Source organism: Heyndrickxia sporothermodurans, assembly GCF_003055045.1.
Classification (GTDB): domain Bacteria; phylum Bacillota; class Bacilli; order Bacillales; family Bacillaceae_C; genus Heyndrickxia; species Heyndrickxia sporothermodurans.
On sequence record NZ_NAZB01000059.1, the window covers coordinates 1 to 24,778 of the forward strand.

The 24,778-nt window shown below is 36.3% G+C and carries 23 protein-coding genes, 2 pseudogenes and 1 other annotated feature; of the genes and pseudogenes, 14 read left to right on the forward strand and 11 right to left on the reverse strand.

Annotation, left to right across the window (positions count from 1 at the left end; all coding sequences use genetic code 11):
• Window positions 1-28: 28 nt before the first annotated feature.
• Window positions 29-778 (forward strand): ABC transporter permease, encoded by a 750-nt coding sequence (locus B5V89_RS17695; protein ID WP_108073303.1) that lies wholly within the window; start codon window positions 29-31, stop codon window positions 776-778.
• 119 nt (window positions 779-897) lie between these two features.
• Here B5V89_RS17695 and B5V89_RS17700 read toward each other — a convergent pair whose 3' ends face one another.
• Window positions 898-2,133 (reverse strand): multidrug effflux MFS transporter, encoded by a 1,236-nt coding sequence (locus B5V89_RS17700; RefSeq protein WP_107919803.1) that lies wholly within the window; start codon window positions 2,131-2,133, stop codon window positions 898-900.
• 277 nt (window positions 2,134-2,410) lie between these two features.
• On the opposite strand from B5V89_RS17700, the gene B5V89_RS20240 reads away from it, so the two are divergent.
• Window positions 2,411-2,548, forward strand: coding sequence for a hypothetical protein (locus B5V89_RS20240; RefSeq protein WP_160331493.1), 138 nt, complete (start codon window positions 2,411-2,413; stop codon window positions 2,546-2,548).
• Window positions 2,549-2,941: 393 nt separating this feature from the next.
• Entirely contained in the window at window positions 2,942-3,175 is a 234-nt protein-coding gene (locus tag B5V89_RS17705) for a hypothetical protein (RefSeq protein ID WP_066235575.1), read from the forward strand.
• 74 nt (window positions 3,176-3,249) lie between these two features.
• Here B5V89_RS17705 and qoxD read toward each other — a convergent pair whose 3' ends face one another.
• Genes qoxD through qoxA form a run of 4 tightly spaced genes read right to left on the reverse strand, consistent with a single transcriptional unit; the run spans window position 3,250 to window position 7,027 of the window.
• Window positions 3,250-3,534: a cytochrome aa3 quinol oxidase subunit IV gene (gene qoxD, locus B5V89_RS17710; protein WP_066235668.1), complete on the reverse strand. Its 285-nt coding sequence runs from the start codon at window positions 3,532-3,534 to the stop codon at window positions 3,250-3,252.
• A 2-nt stretch (window positions 3,535-3,536) separates the two neighbouring features.
• Window positions 3,537-4,133: a cytochrome aa3 quinol oxidase subunit III gene (qoxC, locus tag B5V89_RS17715; RefSeq protein ID WP_066235573.1), complete on the reverse strand. Its 597-nt coding sequence runs from the start codon at window positions 4,131-4,133 to the stop codon at window positions 3,537-3,539.
• Window positions 4,130-6,079 carry a cytochrome aa3 quinol oxidase subunit I gene (qoxB, locus tag B5V89_RS17720; protein WP_066235571.1) on the reverse strand — a complete coding sequence of 650 codons (1,950 nt, stop codon included), beginning with the start codon at window positions 6,077-6,079 and terminating at the stop codon, window positions 4,130-4,132. The genes qoxC and qoxB overlap by 4 nt, the downstream gene beginning before the upstream one ends.
• 39 nt (window positions 6,080-6,118) lie before the next feature.
• Window positions 6,119-7,027, reverse strand: a complete 909-nt coding sequence (gene qoxA / locus B5V89_RS17725) for a cytochrome aa3 quinol oxidase subunit II (RefSeq protein ID WP_066235569.1) — start codon at window positions 7,025-7,027, stop codon at window positions 6,119-6,121.
• A gap of 462 nt (window positions 7,028-7,489) precedes the next feature.
• Window positions 7,490-7,727 (forward strand) — a binding site (T-box leader).
• Between the two features lie 53 nt (window positions 7,728-7,780).
• Here qoxA and asnS point away from each other — a divergent pair.
• The 3 genes from asnS (at window position 7,781) to sstT (ending at window position 12,083) form a co-directional block, all read left to right on the forward strand.
• The gene (asnS, locus tag B5V89_RS17730; RefSeq protein WP_066235567.1) at window positions 7,781-9,172 is read left to right on the forward strand and encodes an asparagine--tRNA ligase; all 1,392 of its coding nucleotides are present in this window, start codon (window positions 7,781-7,783) and stop codon (window positions 9,170-9,172) included.
• A gap of 371 nt (window positions 9,173-9,543) precedes the next feature.
• Window positions 9,544-10,617 (forward strand): DUF1646 family protein, encoded by a 1,074-nt coding sequence (locus B5V89_RS17735; RefSeq protein WP_066235565.1) that lies wholly within the window; start codon window positions 9,544-9,546, stop codon window positions 10,615-10,617.
• Between the two features lie 230 nt (window positions 10,618-10,847).
• Window positions 10,848-12,083, forward strand: coding sequence for a serine/threonine transporter SstT (sstT, locus tag B5V89_RS17740; protein WP_066235563.1), 1,236 nt, complete (start codon window positions 10,848-10,850; stop codon window positions 12,081-12,083).
• Between the two features lie 791 nt (window positions 12,084-12,874).
• On the opposite strand, the gene B5V89_RS20245 is transcribed toward sstT, so the two are convergent.
• Together B5V89_RS20245 and B5V89_RS17750 are read right to left on the reverse strand one after the other, a co-directional pair.
• Entirely contained in the window at window positions 12,875-13,048 is a 174-nt protein-coding gene (locus tag B5V89_RS20245) for a hypothetical protein (protein ID WP_160331492.1), read from the reverse strand.
• Between the two features lie 677 nt (window positions 13,049-13,725).
• On the reverse strand, window positions 13,726-15,147 hold the full coding sequence (locus B5V89_RS17750; protein ID WP_066235561.1) for an aminotransferase-like domain-containing protein: 1,422 nt from the start codon (window positions 15,145-15,147) through the stop codon (window positions 13,726-13,728).
• Window positions 15,148-15,249: 102 nt separating this feature from the next.
• Between B5V89_RS17750 and B5V89_RS17755 the strand changes: the two genes are divergently transcribed.
• Both B5V89_RS17755 and B5V89_RS17760 read left to right on the forward strand, forming a co-directional pair.
• Complete coding sequence (locus B5V89_RS17755) at window positions 15,250-15,852, forward strand: LysE/ArgO family amino acid transporter (protein WP_066235559.1); 603 nt, start codon at window positions 15,250-15,252, stop codon at window positions 15,850-15,852.
• 190 nt (window positions 15,853-16,042) lie between these two features.
• A pseudogene (locus B5V89_RS17760) lies at window positions 16,043-16,621 on the forward strand (recombinase family protein); the annotation flags it as partial.
• 213 nt (window positions 16,622-16,834) lie between these two features.
• On the opposite strand, the gene B5V89_RS17765 reads toward B5V89_RS17760, so the two are convergent.
• Window positions 16,835-17,755, reverse strand: a complete 921-nt coding sequence (locus B5V89_RS17765) for a DMT family transporter (protein WP_066235555.1) — start codon at window positions 17,753-17,755, stop codon at window positions 16,835-16,837.
• Window positions 17,756-17,921: 166 nt separating this feature from the next.
• Here B5V89_RS17765 and B5V89_RS17770 point away from each other — a divergent pair, with 166 nt between their 5' ends.
• From B5V89_RS17770 to B5V89_RS17795, 6 genes and pseudogenes are all read left to right on the forward strand, one after another.
• The gene (locus tag B5V89_RS17770) at window positions 17,922-18,707 is read left to right on the forward strand and encodes an ABC transporter substrate-binding protein (RefSeq protein WP_244913533.1); all 786 of its coding nucleotides are present in this window, start codon (window positions 17,922-17,924) and stop codon (window positions 18,705-18,707) included.
• An 11-nt stretch (window positions 18,708-18,718) separates the two neighbouring features.
• Window positions 18,719-19,265, forward strand: a pseudogene (locus B5V89_RS17775) (histidine phosphatase family protein).
• Window positions 19,266-19,567: 302 nt separating this feature from the next.
• Entirely contained in the window at window positions 19,568-20,776 is a 1,209-nt protein-coding gene (locus B5V89_RS17780) for a GTP-binding protein (RefSeq protein WP_066235552.1), read from the forward strand.
• Between the two features lie 91 nt (window positions 20,777-20,867).
• Window positions 20,868-21,137, forward strand: a complete 270-nt coding sequence (gene rpsN / locus B5V89_RS17785; protein WP_066235549.1) for a 30S ribosomal protein S14 — start codon at window positions 20,868-20,870, stop codon at window positions 21,135-21,137.
• 33 nt (window positions 21,138-21,170) lie between these two features.
• Complete coding sequence (rpmG, locus tag B5V89_RS17790) at window positions 21,171-21,320, forward strand: 50S ribosomal protein L33 (protein WP_084347913.1); 150 nt, start codon at window positions 21,171-21,173, stop codon at window positions 21,318-21,320.
• Between the two features lie 106 nt (window positions 21,321-21,426).
• Window positions 21,427-22,398 carry a metal ABC transporter substrate-binding protein gene (locus tag B5V89_RS17795; protein ID WP_108073305.1) on the forward strand — a complete coding sequence of 324 codons (972 nt, stop codon included), beginning with the start codon at window positions 21,427-21,429 and terminating at the stop codon, window positions 22,396-22,398.
• A gap of 146 nt (window positions 22,399-22,544) precedes the next feature.
• Here the strand turns inward: B5V89_RS17795 and B5V89_RS17800 are convergent, their stop codons facing one another.
• The 3 genes from B5V89_RS17800 to B5V89_RS17810 form a co-directional block, all read right to left on the reverse strand.
• Window positions 22,545-23,441, reverse strand: coding sequence for a TIGR03943 family putative permease subunit (locus tag B5V89_RS17800; RefSeq protein WP_181294707.1), 897 nt, complete (start codon window positions 23,439-23,441; stop codon window positions 22,545-22,547).
• Window positions 23,442-23,452: 11 nt separating this feature from the next.
• Window positions 23,453-24,343 carry a permease gene (locus tag B5V89_RS17805; protein WP_108073308.1) on the reverse strand — a complete coding sequence of 297 codons (891 nt, stop codon included), beginning with the start codon at window positions 24,341-24,343 and terminating at the stop codon, window positions 23,453-23,455.
• A 173-nt stretch (window positions 24,344-24,516) separates the two neighbouring features.
• The coding region (locus B5V89_RS17810) for an integrase core domain-containing protein (protein ID WP_142406540.1) at window positions 24,517-24,778 on the reverse strand (262 nt) is incomplete at its 5' end.

Here is a 24,778-nt window from a genome sequence, read left to right on the forward strand (position 1 = left end):
AAACTTATTATACGAGGAGGAAATATAAATGAAAAGCAAAACAGGTGTATTACTAGGACGTTTAATGCGCAATATCATGCGCAGCCCAGATACGATTATTACGGTGGCGATTACGCCGATTATGATGATGCTGCTATTTGTTTACGTGTTTGGCGGCGCCATAAAGACAGGAACAGACAACTATGTCAATTATTTATTGCCAGGAATCTTGCTAATGGCGATCGCATCCGGCGTCGCCTACACTTCCCTACGGTTGTTTACGGATGTAAAGAGCGGGCTGATGGCGCGTTTCATTACTATGCCCATCAAGCGCTCGTCGGTATTGTGGGCTCACGTGTTAACTTCGATTGTTTCCAATGCTCTGACTCTCGTGATAGTTTTCCTTGTCGCGCTCTTAATGGGCTTCCGTTCCAACGCGGATATTCTGGATTGGCTTGCGGTAGCTGGGATACTCGGACTGTTTACGCTGGCGCTGACATGGCTGGCGGTCATTCCCGGCTTGACAGCGAAGTCTATGGAAGGGGCAACAGCTTACTCGTACCCGCTGATTTTCCTGCCATTTATCAGTTCGGCCTTTGTGCCGACCGAAACGATGCCTAAAATTGTCCGTGTGTTCGCTGAGAATCAGCCCGTGACTTCAATTGTGAATGCGATTCGTGCCCTATTATATGAAGGTCCTGTTGGCAACGATATCTGGATTGCGCTTGCTTGGTGCGTCGGCATTATGGTCATTGCTTACTTCTTCGCCAGTAAAAAATTTAAACGTCAGTTAGGGTAAGGACACCATCAAACAAAGGAAATTAGATTAACGAAAAATCGGCTCTTCCGTTTCGTAAAGGAGAGAGCCGATTTTTTTAATAAAAGGTCAAATGGATCGGAATACAGGGTGAAGATGATTTAGAAACTTGTTTTCGTAGATTTCGCCCTCTGTACCCCAATTGTACCTCTCCGAACCAAAACAAAATAGGAAAGAAAGGCTAGAAGACTAGAACCAAAGATCGTAACCCCCATTGGAATGCCAGTATACGATCCAGCGATTCCAACTAGTGGAGCCGATAAGGAGCCAAGTACAAATGGCAATAATCCTAATAGTGCAGAGGCACTGCCCGCAATATGTCCTTGTGACTCAATGGCTAATGTAAAAGATGTCGTTCCGATGATACTGATCGATAAGACGAAAAAGAAAATCGGGATTGCCACTGCAATTAACGGTGTTTTTAAAAGTAGAGCGATGAGTAAGAATAAACCCGATACGTTAGAGATTGCTAACCCTATCTTTAAAAACGTCCGCTCCGGAATGGTATACGTAAAGCGGCCAACCGATTGACTTCCGATAATTAATGCTAATCCATTCACGCCAAATAATAGACTGAACTGTTGAGGTGTGACATGGTAAATATTTTGATAGACAAATGGAATACCAGATACATAGGCAAAAATTCCAGCAGTCGTAAATCCTTGAGTGAACGCGTATCCCATGAATTCGCGATCCTTAAATAATGAACCAAAATTGCCCATAAGCTGAGGCAGGTTACTAGGTACACGTTTTTCCACTGGCAACGATTCTTTTAGTTTCAATGAAACTGTGAAAATTAAAATAGCGCCAATACAAGCCAATACAATAAAAACGCCATTCCACTTTGTAAAAGAAAGGATGATCCCTCCAGCAACCGGTGCAATGATTGGACCAAGATTACCGACTAATACCATTAATGTAAAAAATTTAGTCAGTTCCTTTCCGCTAAACAAGTCTCTTACAACAGCTCTGGAGACCACAAGACCTCCGGCTGCAGAAAAACCTTGGATAAAACGAGCAATAATAAGGAAATAGATGTTAGGTGCAAATGAGCAGAGTATAGAAGCTAATAAGTATAAGCATAGAAAAAATAACAAAGGTTTTCGACGGCCCTTTACATCACTCAATGGACCAATAAATAATTGTCCTAACCCCAGTCCTAATAAACAAGCCGTTAAACTAATTTGTACAAGTGAAGCCGTCGTATCAAAATCTTCTACAATAGTAGGGAAGGACGGTAAGTATGTGTCTATTGTAAAAGGTCCCAAAAGTCCAAGTGATCCTAAAAGTAAAGCAAGTTGTATTCGTTTTTTTCCACTAGGTGTATTTGTATTCAATTTTTCCTCGCCTTTCAATTAAATTAGTATTTCAGATGTGCATCCGGTTTTTTCCGTATCCTCGCTAAATTTTACAAAAAATCATTTCGATATACGAAATTACGTAATTTTCATTATAACCTGATTTTATTTACGGGTAAACATTAAAATGAATTCGGACAGCCTTATTTATTTGCAATATAAAATGGATGATTAAATTAGAAAAATAATGGAACATATTTTGAAATTCATCATATACTGCCTACTGTGAGTAATTTTATATGGAGGAGAGAAGGAAATGGGTAACATTCAGTTAAAATCAACAAAGAACAACGACTGCAAAAATGGAACGAATGGATTTAAAATCATTGAAGTGAATGTATCTGATCCAACAGATAGTTTATTTGCAGTAGTTACGCCTATAAAAAAGCAATAGCAGAAATTAGAAAGCTTATCTTTCGGTTCATTATACATAGAAAGATGGTTAAACGAAAACGGCAAAATGATAATTTTCGCGAAATATCAAGAATAATCCATCAAAAAAGTAGCTTGGGATTGCATGACTATGGATCTTGCTTCGTAAGGCACTTAACTATGTTTAATAAAGCATATTCACTGACAATCTGGAGAAGGATTCCTGCCATAGCACTTCTTGGAGTTGCTATTTGACCGCTGATAATGGTTTATCAGCGGTTATCCCCATAATACTAAAAAACAAAGATCGTTTTTATAAGTCAAGTAATTTTTAAACAAAAATATATCCAAATCCTGAAAAGTATTTGACAATTATGTGAACTAATTGAATAATATAAAGAAGGAGGATGATCATATGAAACTATTATCGACCGTTAAGTTTGTCGGGGGTACATTGCTGACTGTAGGCATCATTCTTTTTTCTATCGGATATTATGAGAGCGGTTACAACACATTGGCAGCAATTGGTCTTGGAACGGTTATGGGGGCTGTTTTTATTTTTCTTATGGGAGTTTTCTTTGTCCTCACGGAAGAAATGCATAAGAAATCCAATCATCATAAGAAAATTGCAACTACTATAAAAAAATAAAATTTAAAATAGAAACAGCGCATGGATGAATAGAATCTATGCGCTGTTTTATGCAACTAATTTACATAATATATTTATATATAACCCCAGACCATACAAAGTAAGGTCCCAAATATGGTTACTAAAGCAATAAATACACCATAATAAATATTTATATAAATAGGCTTTTTATCTTCAGTTTCGCCTGCATGCATAAATACAACTAATTGAACAGCGGCTTGTATAAATGCAGTAACAAGGAGGATTGTCATGCCAACTGCAAATGACATATCCCAGAAATAAACGGCGAGAGCGACAACAGTTAGGATGAGCGAAAACACAAACCCCATGACTTGTTTGAATGGGAATAATTCCTTCATCATTACATCATTCCTTTCAAGTAGATGAAGCTAAATATAAAGATCCACACAACATCTAAGAAATGCCAGTAAAGTGAAAAGATAAATGATTTATTAGCTGTTTCAGGATTCAATCCATCTTTTCTTACCTGTAAAATAATGAACAGTCCCCAGAATAATCCAAAGGTAACATGGGCCCCATGCGTTCCTAATGTAGTTAGAAGAATCGCCGTAAAAGCACTTGTTTGCAATCCAGCACCTACATGAACATAGTGAATAAACTCATAAATTTCAAATCCTAAAAATCCTAAACCAAGGAGAAGGGTAATGGCAAAGAAAGCGAGCATCGCCTTCTTGTTACCGATTCGCATCGCATGAATGCCTAAACCAATTACAAAGCTACTTGTTAAAAGTAAAATGGTTTCAATTAAAACAGGTGTAATTTCAAAAATTTCTGCACCACTTGGTCCATTCCCTGTTCGATTATATAAAGTAAAGTATGATGCGAACAGGGTAGCAAATAACATGACTTCTGCGCCTAAGAAAATCCAAAAACCAAGGATCTTCAAACGATTTTCTTCTGTTTGATATTCAAGAGGGAGCGATGGATTTATTTTCATATTGCTTTACCTCCCAATCTATTTTCCGTTTCTGTTATTTCCTCCACCTCAATATAATGGCCATGATCTTTTTCAAAAGAGCGGAAAGCCATACATGCAAAGATACCGATTGTGGTTAGAATTAATGGAATCCAAATACTAAATACGAAGGTAAAGCCCCAGACGAAGAAAATACTCGCCATGATAAAAGGAACTCCACTTGAATTTGGCATATGAATTTTTTCGTATTTTCCTTTAAATAATGGTTCACCATTTTTCTTTGAATCCCAAAAAGCTTCTTTAGACTTAACTTGCGGTGAAATCGCGAAATTATAGTCTGGAACTGGTGTGTGAGTTGCCCATTCTAATGAACGTGCATTCCACGGATCAGAACCAATATCTCTAGATGCATATCGCGTACTATAATAAATGTTATACACAATCAAGATAAAACCTGCAGCTAGGCCCAGCGCACCGATGAATGAAATCATATTCAATGGTCCGAACCCAGTCGATGCAGAATAGGTGTACATTCGTCGCGCCTGCCCATCTAATCCGCTGAAAAACATTGGCATAAAAGCCACAAGTGTGCTAACACCAATGATCCATGCCGACCATTTTCCGATTCTTTCATTCAGCATGAAGCCAAACATTTTAGGCCAATAGTAAGTGAGGCCTGCTAACATCGCAAATACAACACCAGGAATAATCACCATGTGGAAATGTGCCACTAAGAACATCGTATTATGATATTGATAGTCAGCCGCAGACATTCCTAGCATGACCCCGGTAACCCCACCGATTGTAAAGAGTGGGATGAAAAGTAGGGCATAAAGCATTGGTGTGGTGATTTCAATTTTTCCTTTCCACAGTGTAAACAGCCAGTTGAATATTTTTACCCCTGTCGGAACAGCGATGGCCATTGTTGTAATGGAAAATATACTATTCGCTAATGCTCCTTGCCCCATTGTAAAGAAGTGGTGAGCCCAAACAAGGAACGACATGAGCGAGATAATGACCATTGACGCCACCATCGATTTATAACCATAAAGATTACGGCGAGAAAAGGTTGAGATTACTTCACTATAAATTCCAAAGGCAGGCAAGATTAATATATACACCTCTGGATGTCCCCAAACCCAAAACAGGTTTGCCCAAAGCATATCCATTCCACCATTTGTTGTAGTGAAGAAATTGGTGGCAAAAAGCCGGTCCATCGTCCCCATAAGGAGTAAAACCGTTAGAACTGGGAACGCAAAGACAATTATCGCGTTTGTAATTAAGCTTGCCCATGTGAACATTGGCATTCTCATTAAGGTCATACCAGTTGTTCTCATTTTAAGAATCGTGGTTATAAAATTGATTCCTGTCATTAACGTACCGAGACCTGCAATTTGAATCGCGATCATATAGTAATTCGAGCCGACCGACTCACTGAACTCATTACCGGCTAATGGGAAGTATGAAGTCCATCCCGCATCAGGTGAACCACCGATAACAAAGGATATATTAAAGAGCATCGCACCCATAAAGAATAACCAAAAGCTTAAAGCATTTAAACGTGGGAACGCTACATCGCGTGCGCCAATTTGCAATGGTACGACGAAGTTCATTAAAGCCATAATGAAAGGCATCGCCATAAAAATGATCATAACAATTCCGTGTGTCGTGAAAATTTCATTATAATGCTGTGCATCGAGCAACTTATTATCAGGAACGGCAAGCTGTGCGCGCATCATAATGGCATCTACTCCACCACGGAATAGCATAAGTAAAGCAGATATTAAATACATAATCCCAATTCGTTTATGATCGACAGTCGTTAACCATTCGCGCCATAAATAGCCCCATTTTTTCAAATAGGTTAGTCCGACTAGAATCGCCAGTAAGGTAAGTCCAATCAAAACCATGGAAGCATAGATGGCAATACTCGGGTTTGGGATAGCAAATCTATCGAAAAAGTCCATTTTGTTCAGACTCCTTTCAAAATAGTAGTCTTGAAAATATTAATGATCGTGCGATGATTCTTCATTGGAATCATGGTTTTCATCATTCTCTTCTTTCGTGCTCGAATGATTATGTCCTGCGTGTTCGCCTTCTGGAGCAGGCGCAAATTCTAAATGGGTACCAGTGTAAGTGGATTGTCCAACATGACCTGGTTCCAATAATTGATTAAATTTCTTTTCAGTTAAAGGCTTAGCTGTTTCTTTTACTTCTTGAACCCATTCCTGAAATTTTGCTTCAGACATTGCTTTTACATTAAATGTATTTTCCGCAAAACCTTTACCGCTAAAATTAGCATTACGTCCCATGAGTTCACCTGGAACATCTGCGGCCAAGTGTAATTTTGTTATCATATCTGACATGGCATATTTTTGTCCTCCAAGCTGAGGAATCCAGAAACTTGTAATTGGGCCATATGAATATAATCTAAACTCAATTGGTCTATTTGTTGGAATATATAAATAATTGACTGTTTCAATTTCCTCTTCCGGATAACTAAAATGCCATTTCCAATTGGATGAAGCTGCATATATGACAAGAGGTTCCTGATTTTCATAACCTTTTGGCGTTGCTTCTACCTTATAGTTGGATATCACCGACATGATTGAAAGCGTAGTGACAATGATCACTGGAATACCTACACAAATCGCCTCAACCAATGGATGCCCTTCTACATAAGGTGGTTCATAATCCTTGCTTTGCTTTGAAGCACGGTATTTGATTAACATATAAATGAGTAATCCGAAAACCGTAATAACAATAAATGACATAATTAGAATAGAAGCGATAATATCATTCGCCTGTGTCTCTGCCTGCGGACCTTTCGGATCAAGGACCATTAATGGTTCGCAGCCTGATAGTACAATCATGAGTACGGAAACCATTGGTAAGGTTAACCATTTCATTCTCATAAATGAAACTCCTTTCTAATGATGGATATAGGTACCTATGAATCCTAATATTTACTGGTAAACCAATTTGACACCATCTTAATATGTTTTATTAATAAAAACAGCATATTGTGATGTACTTCATAAAATGTTCATTTATAAAAGGACATAATTGTCACGAATTATTCAAGATGATTGAAAGTTGAAAGCTGTGATGTATACAATCATTGGAATTTTTGAGTAGAATAAGGTATCCTAGTTGGTTTGATGTAATAAAGGATTTCCCGAAGTTCAGATATTGTTAAATTAACGACTTTGTCTATTGCTCAATCCTGTTTATCAATTACAGCTTATATTGATCCGCATACGTTAAAATGTTTGACCAATAAAGCTTTCGGTATATATCTTAGGGGGCAACTAGACAAAGGATTATGTTTTGTGATAGATTATTACAATAATAAGTCATTTTTAAAATTACATATTTTTAAATCGATGAAAAGGAAAGTAGTTTTTGCTATATTCGATAGCGAGCCGGGGACGGTGGAAGCCTGGTGATGAAGCATGAATGAAGAACACCTTTGAGTTCTAACCGAAAGGGATAACTTAAGTAGGCTTAGACGTTACCAGCACGTTATGGACTGGATAAGCAATAGTCGCTTTAAAGTTGGTCATATTATGACAATTTGGGTGGTACCGCGGAAGTTAGCCTTTCGTCCCTTTTTTATGGGATAGAAGGCTTTTTTATTGTGAAAAATTACCATATGGAGGCTAATTATGATAAAGACCGTAGTAAAAGATTTATACAGAAATCAAGAAAAATTTAACGAACAAACTGTGCAAATTTCGGGTTGGATTCGAACTCTTCGCGACTCTAAAACCATTGGTTTTATGGAATTAAACGACGGAACATTCTTTAAGAGTGTACAAGTCGTTTTTGAAGATACCCTCGATAACTTCAAAGAAATCACGAAGTTACCTATTAGCTCTTCCGTTTTAGTAGAAGGTGAATTTGTTCCAACTCCTGAAATGAAACAGCCATTTGAAATTAAAGCGACAAAAATTGTTGTTGAAGGATTATCGGATCCAGCTTATCCTTTGCAAAAAAAGAGACATTCTCTTGAATATTTAAGAACAATCGCTCATTTACGTCCGAGAGCCAATACCTTCTCCGCCGTTTTCAGAGTACGATCCCTTGCATCGTACGCCATTCATAAATTCTTTCAAGAAAAAGGATTTGTCTATGTGCATACACCTATTATTACCGGAAGCGATACAGAAGGCGCGGGGGAGATGTTCCGTGTAACATCAATGGATTTGAACCAGCTTCCAAAAAACGAGGACGGAAAAGTGGACGAAAGTGCTGATTTCTTCGGCAAAGAATCCAACTTAACCGTTAGCGGTCAATTAAATGCGGAAACTTTTGCTCTTGCTTTCCGTAATGTGTATACCTTTGGTCCAACATTTAGAGCAGAAAATTCTAATACGGCACGACATGCCGCAGAATTCTGGATGATCGAGCCGGAAGTGGCTTTTGCAGAATTACCGGATATCATGGACCTCGGAGAAGAAATGGTTAAGTATGTAATTAATTACGTTTTTGAAGAAGCACCTGAAGAAATGGCCTTCTTTAATAGCTTTATTGATAAGACGCTAATTGAAAGATTGAAAAATGCTTTAGAATCCGATTTTGGAAGGGTTACTTATACTGAAGCTGTTGATATATTAAAGAACTCTGGTAAGAAATTTGACTACCCTGTTGAATGGGGAACGGATTTGCAAACGGAACATGAACGTTATCTAAGCGAGGAAATTTATAAGCGTCCGGTCTTCGTAACCGACTATCCGAAAGAAATTAAGGCATTTTATATGAGAGCAAATGATGACGGTAAGACAGTAGCTGCAACTGACCTATTGGTTCCTGGTATTGGCGAGTTAATCGGGGGAAGCCAACGGGAGGAAAGAGAAGAGGTCCTTGCAAATAAAATTAAAGAACTTGGTATGTCTGAAGAAGATTACTGGTGGTATCTTGAGCTTAGAAAATACGGTGGTACAAAGCATTCAGGCTATGGAATTGGGTTTGAACGACTTGTCATGTATTTAACCGGAATGAAGAACATCCGCGATGTCATCCCATTCCCTCGTACACCAGGAAATGCAGACTTTTAATTAAATATGTGAAAAAAATGTACAATAGGATGCTGCGGCATCCTATTGTTTCTTATGAAGCACTTTTCACTCTACAAAATAATAATATTTTCTAATAGTGAACTTAATGTATTGTTAATTTAATATTTTGGCGGTCTGAGTATTCCGATAAAATAAACCTTGTAAAAATGACTAGTTACTGTTAATATAATACTAGTTGATAAAATTTAATTGTTTTTTAAACGAAAAATATCACATCTAAAACACAAAAATTAAATACCATTAACTTTATTGGAGGAGCCTGTCACCAAGGGATACGTATGTCCCTTAGTGACAGGCTTTTTTATATTTTTTAGAAATAATCAATAGATAAAAGGGGAGGACTTTGCTTAATGATTATTGGTTTATCCATCATCTTGCTGCTTGTACTGCTACTGCCATTTACACATGTGGTGGAAAAAAATTTAGAAGTATTCTTATTTATTATGGGGGTTCTGTCAGTTCTAGTTAGTCAAGCATTAGATTGGCATCTTGTGAAAGAGGCGTTGGTCCATCCGATTAATATTACACTAGCTGTTCTTGTTGCAGGTTTATTGTTTCGATGGTTCCAGGGGCCGATTGAAAAAGGAATTTTAGGGATCAGTAAAGCGATGCCATATCGATTGTTTATTGCCTTATTTGTGATCATCCTTGGATTAATTTCCAGTGTCATCACTGCCATTATTGCTGCAATTATTCTTGTAGCGGTTGTAAGTGTATTAAAGATTGATCGACAATCAGAAATTCGCTTAGTAGTTTTGGCTTGTTTTGCAATTGGAATGGGGGCTGTCCTTACTCCAATTGGAGAACCACTTTCAACAATTGTTGTAAGTAAACTGGATGAAAGCTTCTTTTATTTGCTGAAATCAATTGGCGTATATGTCATCCCGGGTGTTGCAGCTTTTGGCGTTTTGGCCGCATTCATGGTTAAGTCACGTGAAGAGTCTGCTGCGATTTTGGCACAAAATGAGGTAGCATCAGCTGCCGAAGCGAATGCATTGAATGATATTGAAAAAACGATATCTTCGCAAAAAGAATCTTATGCCGAAATTATTATTCGCAGCTTAAAAATATATTTGTTTGTCATGGCTTTAACATTGTTAGGAGCGGGATTTCAACCTTTTATCGAAAAATATCTATTAGACTTGCATCCATTCATCATGTACTGGATTAACATTATTTCTGCGATTTTAGATAATGCAACACTGGCTGCCGCAGAGGTAAGTCCGGCGATGAGTCCATCAACAATTCAGGCATTATTATTAGGTTTGATCATTAGTGGTGGAATGCTGATCCCAGGGAACATTCCGAATATCATTTCGGCTGGAAAGCTTAAAATTACGAGTCTACAATATGCACGTTTTGCTATACCTGTGGGATTCTTTGCGATGATTATTTATTTTGTTGTTATTCTTCTTGTAGTTTAATTAAAATGGCAAGTAAAAAAATTATAGATTATAAGTTAGTTGAACGCTGATATCTTCAGCGTTCTTTTTTATCTCTTAAGTAAACCTATATTTTTTAGCAAAAATAATAAAGTTATTGTAATATATCTAAATATTCATTACAATATTATTAAATATAAACTAATATTATAAGTATTCTTACAATATTCTATAGAGGATTGTAGGTTTACATACAACAGGGGGGACACACAATGAATCTAGTGAAAAAATGGAATCAAATTAGTTTAGTTAAGCAAATAATCGTAGGTTTAATTATTGGGATTATATTAGCCATCACCCTCCCGAGTATAGCGAAGCCTTTTGTTATTCTAGGCTCTTTATTTGTAGGGGCTCTAAAAGCGATTGCACCAATATTGGTCTTATTCTTGGTCATGTCAGCCATCGCACAACATAAGAGTGGACAAAAGACGAATATGAAATCGATTATCGTTCTCTATCTTTTAGGAACTTTTCTAGCAGGACTTACTGCCGTTATAGTAAGTTTTATTTTTCCAGTAAGCTTGAAACTAGCTACTGGGAATGCAGAGTTGACAGCCCCAGGTGGTGTTGTGGATGTTTTGAAAACTTTACTTCTGAATATTGTCGATAATCCAGTTAAGGCAATATATAATGCGAACTATATTGGTATATTATCGTGGGCAATCCTACTTGGAGTAGCATTAAAAAATGCCCCTGCTACAACGAAAACAATGATTTCCAATGTATCTGATGCCGTTTCAAAAATTGTTACATGGGTAATAAAATTTGCGCCATTTGGAATTATGGGGTTAGTAATTGAATCAATTACTGCAAATGGACTAGAATCATTGCTTGGTTACGGAAAATTACTTGCTGTATTAATCGGGTGCATGATTTTCGTAGCGCTAGTTGTTAATCCAATCATCGTTTACGTATGTATTCGTCAAAACCCATATCCACTCGTGTTAACTTGCATCAAGGAAAGTGGGATTACAGCATTTTTTACACGCAGTTCCGCAGCAAACATTCCAGTGAATATGAAATTATGCGATAAACTAGGTTTAGACAAGGATACTTATTCCGTTTCGATTCCGCTAGGCGCAACGATCAATATGGCAGGTGCAGCAGTAACAATTTCTGTGTTAACACTTGCTGCAGTTCATACGTTAAACATCCAAGTCGACATCCCAACAGCTATTATTCTTAGTGTTCTATCTGCTGTTTGTGCTTGTGGAGCATCAGGGGTAGCTGGTGGTTCTTTACTTTTAATTCCACTAGCATGCAGTCTTTTCGGAATCCCGAATGATGTAGCTATGACGGTTGTTGGTGTAGGCTTTATTGTTGGGGTATTACAAGATTCTTGTGAAACAGCACTTAACTCTTCAACAGATGTTCTTTTCACAGCTTCAGCTGAAATGAGGAAGAACCGGTTAGAAGGTAATGAAATGAACGTTCAAAAGGTATCATAAAAGACAAACCTCTAACGGGTTTTCTTTTAAGGTGCAAAACAGTAAAGAACAATGCAAATAGGGTGCGAAATCGAAGGGATTTTTCTCACCCTATTTTTTTGCTGTATCAATGTTTTGAACGAATTAGCATATAGAATCGCACAATAAATCACATAGCAAATAACAATTTGCGAATAGATCTTCTCTATCTAAAAATTGAATTGCTAAAATAGATGCAATTACCATGGTATATTGTCATTCTCCTGCCAATGAATCAGATTATCTGACAAGTTATTTGATTTTGGTTGTTATAACTGAATGTTGATTTATCTATGTTTGATAATAAGCGGAGAAATTCCGTTTAAATTGGAAAATACCCATATTTCCTTAAAAATAAGGGAAGCTTTTCCGACTATATTATACAATTCTTTGGATTTTGACTTATTTAGGGATGTTAACCTGAATACCTCCGTCTATTTCTGCTTTTTAAGCCTTCTCTTTATACATTAACCGGAAATTCTCCGTCTATGCATTCTCATACCCATTCCATCTTTCCTCCAATTATCGTAATTCTATTCGAGTTACATTAATAACTTATTTTCTTTAAGATCTCCAGTGTTTTCACGTCTTAGAAAGCAGGATACTGGATTATTCTTTTGATAGTTTATTGGACAATTAGTTATATCAGAGGGAAGAGTAAAGATAAAAAGAATGTTGGAAAATGAGACCTCAATATTGGAGGATTTGTTAGTATCCTTCATTATTGAGGTCTTTCTACGTTTTAGGTTTTCAGACTTAATAGATATATTTATTTAGTCATTATCCAGATCTTTATCAAAAAAGGAAGGTTTCCGTATTTCTTTGATACCTAACTGATCCTTTATTTCTGATAAGTCTTTTAAAATAGTATGCGTATTTATCCACGCAGCAATTGAAGCGAAAACAGCTAAAGCCAAAATAAGTATGATTACTACATTTACAACCAAACGAATCACCTCATATCATCGATTATTTAATTTTACCACAATATGTATAAAGGCTATTAAAATAATGAGTAAATTTGATAACTCCAGCCACTTGTTTTGATTATTTCCCTTGCGAAATGAATGAAAATTCAGTCAATAATCAAATTGATCAATAAGAAATCTATCAAATTCGTCCTCATTTACCCTTCGACAAGAGCTAAATAATATTTCTCTTCACCATTGTATTCAGCAATTAAAATGTCTCCACGCTCTTTTGCGGAATAAATTTTCGCACCTATTGGTAATTTGTTTGCCATCCCATTCTTAAATGACTTAGGGGAACCATTTGTAAATAATGCGTCTATTTCGCCAAGTTGCTCTTTCTTAGAAAGTTTTAATTCGCTTACCCAGTCATATCAGTTTTATAAATCAAATCTTCCCATTGGAAAATGTCCGCATACATAGAACGGTGTTCAAATTAATTGTTGTTAAATTTTCTTCCTATAAACTCTTTTCCCTCAATAACAAACAACGACGCTGTCATTTTAAAATCTAGTGTTGTTCAATTATTGGTCCGATTGCTGAACAAAATAAAAAAACACACACTTGCTATTTTTTATTGTAGTTTATAAATAAAATTCTGATTCTATAGAATTTGTTCTGTTGATGTGCAAAATAACACATAAAATAAGTGTGAATTAGCGACGGGTTAGTTCCATTAAAATATTCAACCCTTCCTTTAATTCCTCTAATGATGCATAAGCATAGGAAAGGCGAATGTGATGTAAATCGCTTGTATCGTAAATGTAACCGGGATTGATAAGTACATTTTTCTTGAGTAAATTCAGAAATAATGCCTTATTCACAATAGGTTCATTGAATCGAAGCCATATATAGAAACCTCCCTCAGACTTTTCCCACGTTGCGATGTGCTGAAATTGCTGTTCTAAAATTTCTTCTACAAAAGTAGCCCTTAATTTCAATTGTTCGCGGAGTTGGAGAATATGCGATTCATATAATCCAGTCGCGATCCAGTGTGCAACAATTTCTTGGGAAAAAGCACTTGAACCGTAATCTGTTTGCATTTTAATATCTGCTAACCGTTGGATAACCGGCTCAGGAGCTACTATCCATCCTATACGTAATCCAGGACTTAGCGTTTTCGAAACACTCCCTACATACAATACTTGCCCCGATTGATCGAATGACTTTAGTGCAGGAGAAGATGATTCGAATAACAGTTCATGATACACATCATCTTCAATAATCGGGATTTGTAGTTGCTTACACGTACTGTATAGGGCTTTCCTTTCCTCTATTGTCCAATTGCGACCTGTCGGATTATGTAGCGTTGGCACGCAGTAAAAAAGGGATTGTCTTTTTCTTTTGGCAACTCGTAATGTGTTGGTTAAATTGTCATCACGCTGAACAGGTATCATACGCATCCCAGCAGATTGAAATGGATGGATTGAATTTAAATACGATGGGTGCTCTTGAAAGATAATCGCCCCTTCTTCAAGTAATCCTACGGCAATCAATTGAAGCGCTTGAAGTGCACCTGAAACAATTAAAATATTTTCCGGTGCGGTTTCAATGCCCCTTTTCTTTAAATACTCACACAAAATACTTCGTAGCTTTTTACTACCTTGTGGTTCTGAGTATCCGATTGCTCTGGATTCCAATGAAAGTGATTTCAATGAGTGTTCAATTTGTTTTGTTGGAAGTAGCTCAGGGGATAACTCACCAGTACCAAGACGTATGATGTTATCATTTTGCTCACATTCATTAATCAGTTGAATCGTATGGTAGTTTGGTTTGTGAATACTAGCTTCAATGTGTTGCTGCCAATTGGGCTGTGATTTATCTAAAAGGACATTCCATGAATTATTTGCTACAAATGTACCTGAACCTATTTTCGATTCAAGCAAACCATCTGCTTTTAATTCATCTAGGACAAGATTAATTGTGCTTCGATTCACTTCAAATTGTGCTGCTAGATGACGCTGTGTCGGAAGTTTAGTACCAACTGTCCAATCCCCCCGTTCAATGCGAGTCTTCATCCATTCTACGATTTGCACATGAACTGTAAGATGGGACTGCCTATCTGGCTTCCAATGCATAAAAACCTTCCTCTCTAAATTGGTTGGATAAAAAGCCATCCAATTGGTTGTTTTCTTTTAGTTGTAACATAGTTACAGTATAAGTGAAAGGGAGATGATAATATGGAAGCAATTATTCATGGGATTATACTCGCATTTGGACTCATTTTACCTTTAGGGGTACAAAATGTATTTGTATTTTCACAAGGTGCTACACAACCACGGCTACTTAGTGCACTTCCTGCAACAATTACAGCAGCAGTATGTGATACGTTTTTGATACTTTTAGCTGTCTTTGGATTATCAATCATCGTCTTGCAATTCGAATGGATGCGACTTTGCTTGATAATTATAGGCATTTTGTTTTTACTTTATATGGGTTACTCTATTTGGCGATCTGAACCTACAACTTCTACATCGAGTAAAGCGTTATCGATGAATAAACAAATCCTCTTTGCCTTGTCTGTATCTTTACTAAATCCACATGCAATTTTAGATATAGTGGGAGTTATTGGAACAAGTGCATTAAAGTATGTCGGGACAGAGCAAGTACTCTTCACTGTAACCTGTATCACAGTATCTTGGATTTGGTTCTTTGGACTGACACTAGCAGGTACAGTTATGAGAAAGCTAGACGGCACAGGAAACTTTATGATTATTTTCAATAAATGCTCAGCTCTCTTTATATGGGGAACGGCTATTTATCTTTTTATTGGATTAAGGTAGAGTACGGCATTTCAAAAAGATATTATGAGCTGAACATGATAAGACGTTTATAACCGAAAACGACCGTTTTTGGTTATGTTGTGTGAAATTCTCTAAAAGTCTTAAAAACTACCTAAACACATAACCAAAACTATAACCAAAAACAAAAAACCAATACCTATGCCTTAAAACCCTTTTTGGTATAATTAATGTGTGTAGAAAGGGGAGATTCATATTAAAATTTGGTTATGCTCGTGTAAGTACGCAAGATCAGTCATTATCATTACAACTCGATGCATTGAATCATTATGAAGTAGACGAAATTTTTGAAGAAAAAGAATCCGGCAAAAGGAAAAACCGGCCGAAGTTGGACGAACTTCTAAAAGTATTACGTAAGGGCGACACTGTCGTTGATGATGTATTAAGGTTGGCACATTCTATTCGTGAAGGAACGGTCTCTGCTTCTCTCATCATGGGAAAACTAGGTTCTTACTCCCATCAAAATAGCCTTGCGACAACTTTAAGAGAGATGGGGCGTATAGATAAGATCTTGTTTATATTAGATTATATTTCTAGCGAAACATTGCGTCGACGAATTCAACGTGGATTAAATAAAGGAGTAGCTATGAATGCATTGGCACTGGCTATTTTCTTTGGGAAACAGGGGGAACTTAGGGAAAGAGCATTACAAGATCAATTACAGCGTGCCAGCGCCTTAAATCTCATTATCAATGCTATTAGTATTTGGACCTTGGACAACCCAATCCACAATAGTTTTAGCGTGGGTTTTAACAACACTGCAAAAATTTATGCGGTGGCATCAATTTGTATGCGTGTTGAAGTGTTAATTATTATGTTAAATTCGTTTAATCGTTGTTATAACAACAAAAAGGGGGACACCAATTCATATACGAATTGTATCCCCGATGAGGTTGTTAATTAACGTTTTCTACCCAATAACCGAACCCGTTAATAAAAAGTAGAGCTTTTTTTCTTAATTATCTTACATATTTTCACTAGATGATCCCACTTGAATGCTTTGAACACGCTGTACCTTTGGCGTATGATTCACACAATAAATACTAAAGACAATTAGAATCAGACCAATAATTAAATAAATGGTAACTGGTTCATGTAGAAAAATGGTTCCAACCACGAGTGCGATTAGTGGGACAAGGAAAGTATACGTTGCTACTTTGCTTGCTTCTCCTGATCGGACAAGGGTAAAATAAGTAAGCCACGCTAACGGAATTCCGAATATAGCTCCATAGAATAGACCTGATAAATAAGGTGCTGACCATTGGATCGCGGAAAAGCTCTCTTGTTCTAATCCGGCGCCGGTCATGACCAGGCCACCTATAACACATTGAATCGTTACAAGCCAAAGAGCGTCCACTTTTGCCCCCGCCTTTTTCAAAAACACGGTACCTATTGCCCAGCTGATTGCTGTTATAAGAGCCAATACTACACCCACAATTGATAATTCGGCACTAAAGCTCTTAAAGCTAATAACTACAACACCAAGAAAACCTAAAACAAGGCCGCTGATTTTTAATCCGGACATTTTTTCACCAAGCCATACCCATGCAAGGAAACCGACTAAAACAGGCTGGAAATAGACAATAACAGAAAATAAACCGGATGGTAAGTATTGCAATCCTACGGTCTGTAGTCCGAAAAATAAAATGACATTAAATATCGTTGAAATTAAATAAATATGCCAATTCTCTTTGAAATGAATTTGTTTATATCTTGGAAAGGTAATGAGAAGTAGTAATATTCCTCCTAATAAAGTACGCATTCCAGAAAACAGGATAGGTGGGGTGTAATTTAGCGCAATTTTATAAATTGGCCAGCATAACCCCCATACTAAAACTAGGAATGTGATTAGAAGAACGGATCTCGTCTTTGAAAGTTCACCCATGATGAATTCCTCCCGCATTTTTACATACATAGAAATTATACGCCGTTAGTGCTGGGCTGACTACTATCATGCTTAAAAACTCATTTGTTTTGAAAATTAAGTAATTTTTTAATAAAATAACTTAGAGTATAAACGGTATCCAACAAAACAGGAAGGGGATATTATTTTGATAAAAACAACGAAAGATCATCTCGGTAGATTGATTGAATATGAGTATCCTCCAAAACGAATAATTTCACTTTGTCCAGGTATTACAGATACGGTGTATTCATTGCAACTTGAAAATGAAATTGTTGGAAGGACCAAATACTGCATTCATCCGGAAGAGAAAGTAAGAAATGCTGCAATTGTAGGCGGTACGAAAAAGGTTAAGCTGGATGTGATTCATGAGTTGAAACCAGATCTAATTCTTGCTGAAAAGGAAGAAAATACGAAGGAAATGGTTGAAGAATTGGAAAAGCATTATCCTGTTTTTGTCGCGGAAGTACAATCAGTAGATGAAGCTTACCGGATGATTAATGATATTGGGGCAGTTACTGATCGTGCAGAAATAGCCGACCGACTGGTTAATACGATCACATCTCAATTTCAATTCCTTCCGAATGTCCAAGGTAAACGAGCAGCCTATGTCATTTGGAGAAAACCATATATGGTCGTCGGAAAAGATACATACATCAATTCTTTATTAGAAAGGATCGGTTTTGTTAACCCGTTTACTGAGTCTGAAGGGAGATATCCAAGTGTAAGTAAAGAGGATTTCCTACAAGCAAATTTAGATTATTTATTGCTGGCATCTGAACCCTTTCCCTTCCAGGAGAAACATCAAATGGAGTTTGCTGAATTTCTGCAAAACATTCCATCCATCTTAGTTGATGGTGAAATGTTTTGGTATGGTCCGAGAATGCTTGAGGCTGCAAAGTATTTTAAAAAAACTTTTGAAACGATCAATTAGGTGGGATATTTGTGGTAACGAACCTGTATTTAGTTAGACATGCACATTCATTTTTTACACCTGACGAGTTAGGAAGACCACTGTCAGAAAGGGGCATTAGGGATGCATCCCATGTCACTCAACTTCTTAAAAACGAAGGCATCCATCATGTTATTTCAAGCCCATATAAACGTGCAATTCAAACAGTTGAAGGTATTGCAAAATATATTGATAACGAGATAGAAATAATGGATGCTTTTAAGGAACGTGTTTTGTCCGAAAAACCTGTACATGATTTTGATAGTGTAATTCGGAAGGTGTGGGAAGATATTGATTTTCACTGGGAAGGGGGAGAATCGAATCGTGTCGCCCAAAATAGAGGTGTCGCGGCAACATTAAATGTTTTATAAGGGGAAAAATGTTGTCATTGGTACCCATGGGAATCTAATGGTGTTAATCCTTCATTATTTTGATACGTCATATCGTTTCAATTTTTGGAAGAAACTTTCGATGCCAGACATTTATCGACTCTCTTTTTTTGAAAAGAAACTTAAAGATGTTAAACGAATATTGAAATGAAGCTTATCCGAAGTGAAACTCGAATACGCTATTTGTAGAAAAAGTTTCCCTTAGATGTGCGGGTATATAAGGAAACTTTTGTTTTTTTGATAAAAAAAATAATCACTTTCATTACTTTAATTATTTCTTTTTCATAAAGAAAAAACACTTTGACTTTTTAAATATTTTATTGTATTATTCAAATCGTAACTATTACGATTTGCGATAATAAAAAGTGTTTTATCTATCATTTTTTAAAATCTTAGAAAAAAATGTAATTTATAAATCGTAATGATTACTATTATTTTTTTACGGAGGGGCATATGCATACGTACAAAGCAAAAATACCTGTTACAGTTCTAAGTGGATATTTAGGTGCGGGGAAGACAACGATATTAAATCATATTCTAAAGAATCGGGAGGGTATGAAAGTAGCTGTTATTGTGAATGACATGAGCGAAATCAATATTGATGCGGAACTTGTAAAGCAAGGTGGAGGGTTACATAGAACAGAAGAAAAATTAGTGGAGTTATCGAATGGATGTATTTGCTGTACATTAAGAGAAGATTTACTCATTGAAGTTCAGAAGCTAGCTCAACAAGGAGACGTTGAATATATTGTTATTGAATCGACAGGAATTAGTGAACCAATCCCTGTTGCACAAACCTTTTCCTATATCGATGATCAACTGGGTATCGACTTAACGAATTCATGTAAACTAGATACGATGGTTACTGTTGTGGATGCAAATCGATTTTGGCACGATTTTTCTTCAGGTGATTCATTACTTGAAAGAAGTCAAGCTGTTGGAAGTGAAGATACGAGAACGGTTTCTGATTTATTAATTGATCAAATTGAATTTTGTAACATTCTTATCTTAAATAAATGCGATATGCTAAATAACGATCAGTTAAATCAGCTCGAATCTTTTTTAAGGAAATTACAGCCGGAAGCAAGAATCATCAGAACAATCAATGGGAAAATTGATCCATTGGAAATCTTAAATACGAATCTATTTGATTTTGACAAGGCGAGTCAATCAGCTGGTTGGTTAAAGGAGCTAGAATCAGAAGAGCACATTCCGGAAACAGAGGAATATGGAATAAGTTCCTTTGTTTATAAAAGTCGTATCCCATTCCATACAGAAAGATTGAATGATTGGATTGAAGAGATGCCAGAAGAAATTGTAAGGGCAAAAGGTCTCATTTGGTGTGCAACGAGAAATGACGTAGCGCTTTTATTATCCCAAGCAGGTCCTTCCGTGCAATTAGAGCCCATTGCATATTGGGTTGCCGCATTGTCTAAAAAACAACAGGATGAGTATCTTGAGGAGAACGATGAATTGAGAAGGGAATGGGATCCTGTTTACGGTGATAGAAAAACAGAGCTCGTCCTAATTGGTATCGATATGGATAAAGTCGGGATTACGAAAGCGCTAGATCGTTGTTTATTAACTACAGAGGAACAAATGGGGAACTGGAGTGAGTTAGTTGATCCTTTTGAATGGTTGGTAACAGAACAAAGACACTGAATTGATAAAATTTTACAATTTAAATCGTAATGATTACAATTTATCAACTTTGAGTACTATTCTATTGAAGAGAGGTGTGGAAACGAAGTTTATGGCTAAAAAATCAAAAATTGTTAAAGAACTCAAAAGACAAGCCTTAGTAAAGAAGTATGCAGAACTAAGAAAAGAATTAAAAGCAAAAGGAGATTATGTAGCTTTAAGAAAGTTACCGCGTGACTCATCTCCAACAAGACTAACACATCGGTGTGAGATTACCGGAAGGCCAAGAGGAGTATTACGCAAATTCAAAATGTCGCGGATCAAATTTAGAGAATTAGCACATAAAGGGCATATTCCTGGAGTGAAAAAGTCCTCATGGTAAAAGTATTAGAAGAATAAATGGAGGTAAAGAGAAATGCGAGTAAAGATAACCTTGGCATGTACAGAAACTGGTGACAGGAATTATATAACGACAAAAAATAAGCGTAACAATCCGGACAGAATAGAGTTAATGAAATATTGCCCTAGGTTAAAAAGACGCACCTTACACAGAGAAACAAAATAATAAGAATGCGAATCCCTTTATTAAAAGTTTGAAATTCAAATTAGTTTTTAAATCGTAATGATTACGTTTAAGAGAAAAAGATAGGGAGAAGGGGAGAGGATACAGGATGAAAGGGATAAATTTCAAAACTATTTTAGTCATATTTGCTGCTATCATGCTTATGGTAGGGTGTGGGAATAAAAATGATACAGCAGTTCAAGTGTCAGGGGATAAAAAATCACAGGAAGATACATCGAAATTAAAGATTGTTACGACATTCTATCCAATGTATGAATTTACGAAAAATATTGCAGGGGATAAAGCTAGTGTTGAATTACTAATCCCGTCTACAATCGAGCCACATGAATGGGAGCCTACACCAAAAGACATAGCAAACATTCAAAGCTCTGATGTCTTTGTTTATAATAGTCCTTATATGGAAACTTGGGTACAAAGCATACAAAAATCAAATGATAACGATAAACTAGAATTTGTAGAAGCGAGTAAAGGTATTTCATTGGTTGAAGGTGTAGAAGAAGAGGAACATGGACATGAAGAAGAACATGAGCATGGACATGAGATGGATCCACATGTTTGGCTAAGTCCTGCATTAGCGAAACAAGAGGTTCAAAATATAACATCAGCCTTAGTTAAAGCTGATCCAAGCAATAAAGATAGCTATGAGGATAATAGTAAGAAATACATGGAGAAGTTAACTCAGTTAGATCAGGAATATCGTACAGAGCTACAAAATGTAAAAAAGAAAGAAATCATTACACAACACGCAGCGTTTAGTTATTTAGCTAGTGAATATGGGTTACAACAAGTACCAATAGCTGGATTGTCACCTGAACAAGAGCCAAGCGCCAAAAAATTAGCTGAACTTAAAAAATTTGCCAAAGAGCATGATGTCAAGGTGATTTATTTTGAAGAACTAGCATCACCAGCAGTTGCCAAAACTCTTGCAAATGAAATTGGGGCCAAAACAGAGGTTCTAAATACACTTGAAGGACTAAGCGATGAGGACCAGGAAAATGGTCTTGATTATATAAAGGTGATGGAAAAAAATCTTGAAAAGCTGATTAAAAATCAATCTTAAATAAAAGTAGTAAAGGGTATGCACTTATTTTGCATATCCTTTACTTGTTTAAGGGGAGTTCTCAAAAGCAACAATAGGATATTTTCAATTTTCAAATTTAAAGCCTAGACAAAGTAATGTACGTAAAAGCCCAACATTAATTACGTTCAATCTATTTTAATTCCTATATCGTATACATAAGGCTGTTTAGGTTGATTAATTTTTTCTATTGATTGAATATCAAATACAGGAATAGTCATAGAATGATACTCCTGTTTATTTAGTCTTCCTTTAACTCGAACCCAGGTATCCTCTTCTAGCTTTGTAACGTCTCCTTTTGCCATTAATCCATAAACAGATGCATCTGCTATACAGCATGTAATGACATAACGAGCGATAACAATTTGTTTATTTGTAAATTCTTTCTCTCTATAAACAAAACCGGTCGTTTCAATTTCCTTTCCAATAAATGAGTCAAGATTATCTTGTACGATGTTCATTGTTGGCATATACAATTTATCGTTCACACTAAAACTTTTTTTCTTTTCTAATGTATCCTGAAGTGTATTATAGTCCTGTTGAGACATTTCCTGAGGCTGTGCAGTCGTGGTGTTTTGGTTATTTTCCGTTACTTGTCCACTATTATAGTCAACGTTATTTGCAGTGGCTGTATTAGAAGTTGATAGTGTAGAATTTGTATTGTATTGTATTTGGCGATTCTTTGCTAATGAGCTACCTAATATATGATCAGCAAACAAGAAGCCAGTGACTATTGGTAAGATAAATAATGAATATAAGAATAAAGAACATAAAGTATTTTTAGGTGGCCGATGTTCTTCACAACATTCACAATCAAAACTCGGTTTATCTGAAGTGCATTTGAAAATTTGTAAAACTCCTAAAAGAAATAATACAACCGTGGTGAAGTATAGGTAAGGATACATTTTTGGAGCAATTAAGTAAGTGATGTTACCACTTAATAACATCTTAAATAAAAGGAGAGTAAAGCCTGATAAGATGACTCCTTTGAGTAGAGTGTGTGTCCTTAATCTTTGCTCGTTCATTTTCTCACCCCTTAGAAAAATATCCATTCAAATAATCTGGATAGGAAATAGATACTTACGCAGGTTACTAGAATAAATGGAACTACAAATTTTACTCGGAAGTAAGCACATAACATAATAGTATTCTTAATATCTAACATTGGTCCCATAACTAGAAAAGCAAGCAAAGATCCGATTGTAAAAGTATTATTAAAAGAAGCAGCAACAAAGGCGTCAGCTTCTGAACAAAGAGATAAAACATAGGCAAAGCCCATCATTACAGTAGGTGCAGTAACTTCATTTGTTCCAATAGAAATTAATAAGTTCCTATCAAGAAATGTCTGAAACAAACTTGCACATAAAGCACCAATGAGTAGATACTTTCCAGTATCAAAGAATTCATCACCAGCATGCTTTAAAATCTTACTAAACCGATTTCTTTCTAAGTTACTAAAATGACTACCTTCTATTGGAAGAGAAATTTTTAATATATCTTTGTTTTTAAAAAAAACGTAAACGAAAGAACCTACAATGAAAGCGACAGCACAGGCTAATCCCATTCTTCCATATAACAAATAGGAGTTATTTTGAAAAGCAAAATAAGTGGCAATAAATACGATTGGGTTTAAGATCGGGACCGTTAACATAAATACAATTCCAATATGATTAGGTAGTCCTTTTTTTATGAGCCTTCGAACAATAGGTATGATAGCACATTCACAAACAGGGAAAATTGCCCCTACTAACATTGCAGGAAGCATAGCTAGAAAAGCATGTTTAGGTAAGATTTTTTGTAGCATTTTTTCTGTAACAAAGGATTGTATTATAGATGAAGCAATAACTCCAATAAGAATAAATGGAATGGCTTCTAGAACAATACGGATTAACCCCCGAATTTTGGACAGTATTTCTCTTAATCTCACTTTATCTTAAAATTACATTCTTTTTCGTTTCCTTTTGTCCTTTTGAGATCATAGCCATTGCTTCCATTCCTTCAAGGGTAAAGGCTTCGCCCGACTATCGTCGCCCTTGATTCCATTCCAGAAATGGCTGAAATAATTTTTGGGACAAAAGGAAGAAAAAATGGAAGGGGCGATTAAACCCGTACCTCTTTGATTTTCACGTTTTCACATTGTTGCTGTTCATAAAACTCATTTGGCGATAAGTCTAAAATACTAGAATGCATGCGTCTTTCGTTATAAAACACCATAAACTCTGCGACTGATTCATAGGCTTGTGCATACGTTTCAAATTGCCATCTTGATAAACAATCATCTTCAAAAATTCTATGAAAAGACTCAATGTGAGCATTCATATTTGGCGTTTTTGGTGGAATTCTTTCATGTTCTAGTGTATAT

Excerpts from the sequence above, each read along its gene's own strand:
- B5V89_RS17695 (WP_108073303.1), top strand. The coding sequence starts at position 29 with ATGAAAAGCAAAACAGGTGTATTACTAGGACGTTTAATGCGCAATATC.
- B5V89_RS20240 (WP_160331493.1), top strand. The coding sequence starts at position 2,411 with ATGGGTAACATTCAGTTAAAATCAACAAAGAACAACGACTGCAAAAAT.
- B5V89_RS17705 (WP_066235575.1), top strand. The coding sequence starts at position 2,942 with ATGAAACTATTATCGACCGTTAAGTTTGTCGGGGGTACATTGCTGACT.
- qoxD (WP_066235668.1), bottom strand. The coding sequence starts at position 3,534 with ATGAAGGAATTATTCCCATTCAAACAAGTCATGGGGTTTGTGTTTTCG.
- qoxC (WP_066235573.1), bottom strand. The coding sequence starts at position 4,133 with ATGAAAATAAATCCATCGCTCCCTCTTGAATATCAAACAGAAGAAAAT.
- qoxB (WP_066235571.1), bottom strand. The coding sequence starts at position 6,079 with ATGGACTTTTTCGATAGATTTGCTATCCCAAACCCGAGTATTGCCATC.
- qoxA (WP_066235569.1), bottom strand. The coding sequence starts at position 7,027 with ATGAGAATGAAATGGTTAACCTTACCAATGGTTTCCGTACTCATGATT.
- asnS (WP_066235567.1), top strand. The coding sequence starts at position 7,781 with ATGATAAAGACCGTAGTAAAAGATTTATACAGAAATCAAGAAAAATTT.
- B5V89_RS17735 (WP_066235565.1), top strand. The coding sequence starts at position 9,544 with ATGATTATTGGTTTATCCATCATCTTGCTGCTTGTACTGCTACTGCCA.
- sstT (WP_066235563.1), top strand. The coding sequence starts at position 10,848 with ATGAATCTAGTGAAAAAATGGAATCAAATTAGTTTAGTTAAGCAAATA.
- B5V89_RS17750 (WP_066235561.1), bottom strand. The coding sequence starts at position 15,147 with ATGCATTGGAAGCCAGATAGGCAGTCCCATCTTACAGTTCATGTGCAA.
- B5V89_RS17755 (WP_066235559.1), top strand. The coding sequence starts at position 15,250 with ATGGAAGCAATTATTCATGGGATTATACTCGCATTTGGACTCATTTTA.
- B5V89_RS17765 (WP_066235555.1), bottom strand. The coding sequence starts at position 17,755 with ATGGGTGAACTTTCAAAGACGAGATCCGTTCTTCTAATCACATTCCTA.
- B5V89_RS17780 (WP_066235552.1), top strand. The coding sequence starts at position 19,568 with ATGCATACGTACAAAGCAAAAATACCTGTTACAGTTCTAAGTGGATAT.
- rpsN (WP_066235549.1), top strand. The coding sequence starts at position 20,868 with ATGGCTAAAAAATCAAAAATTGTTAAAGAACTCAAAAGACAAGCCTTA.
- rpmG (WP_084347913.1), top strand. The coding sequence starts at position 21,171 with ATGCGAGTAAAGATAACCTTGGCATGTACAGAAACTGGTGACAGGAAT.
- B5V89_RS17795 (WP_108073305.1), top strand. The coding sequence starts at position 21,427 with ATGAAAGGGATAAATTTCAAAACTATTTTAGTCATATTTGCTGCTATC.
- B5V89_RS17800 (WP_181294707.1), bottom strand. The coding sequence starts at position 23,441 with ATGAACGAGCAAAGATTAAGGACACACACTCTACTCAAAGGAGTCATC.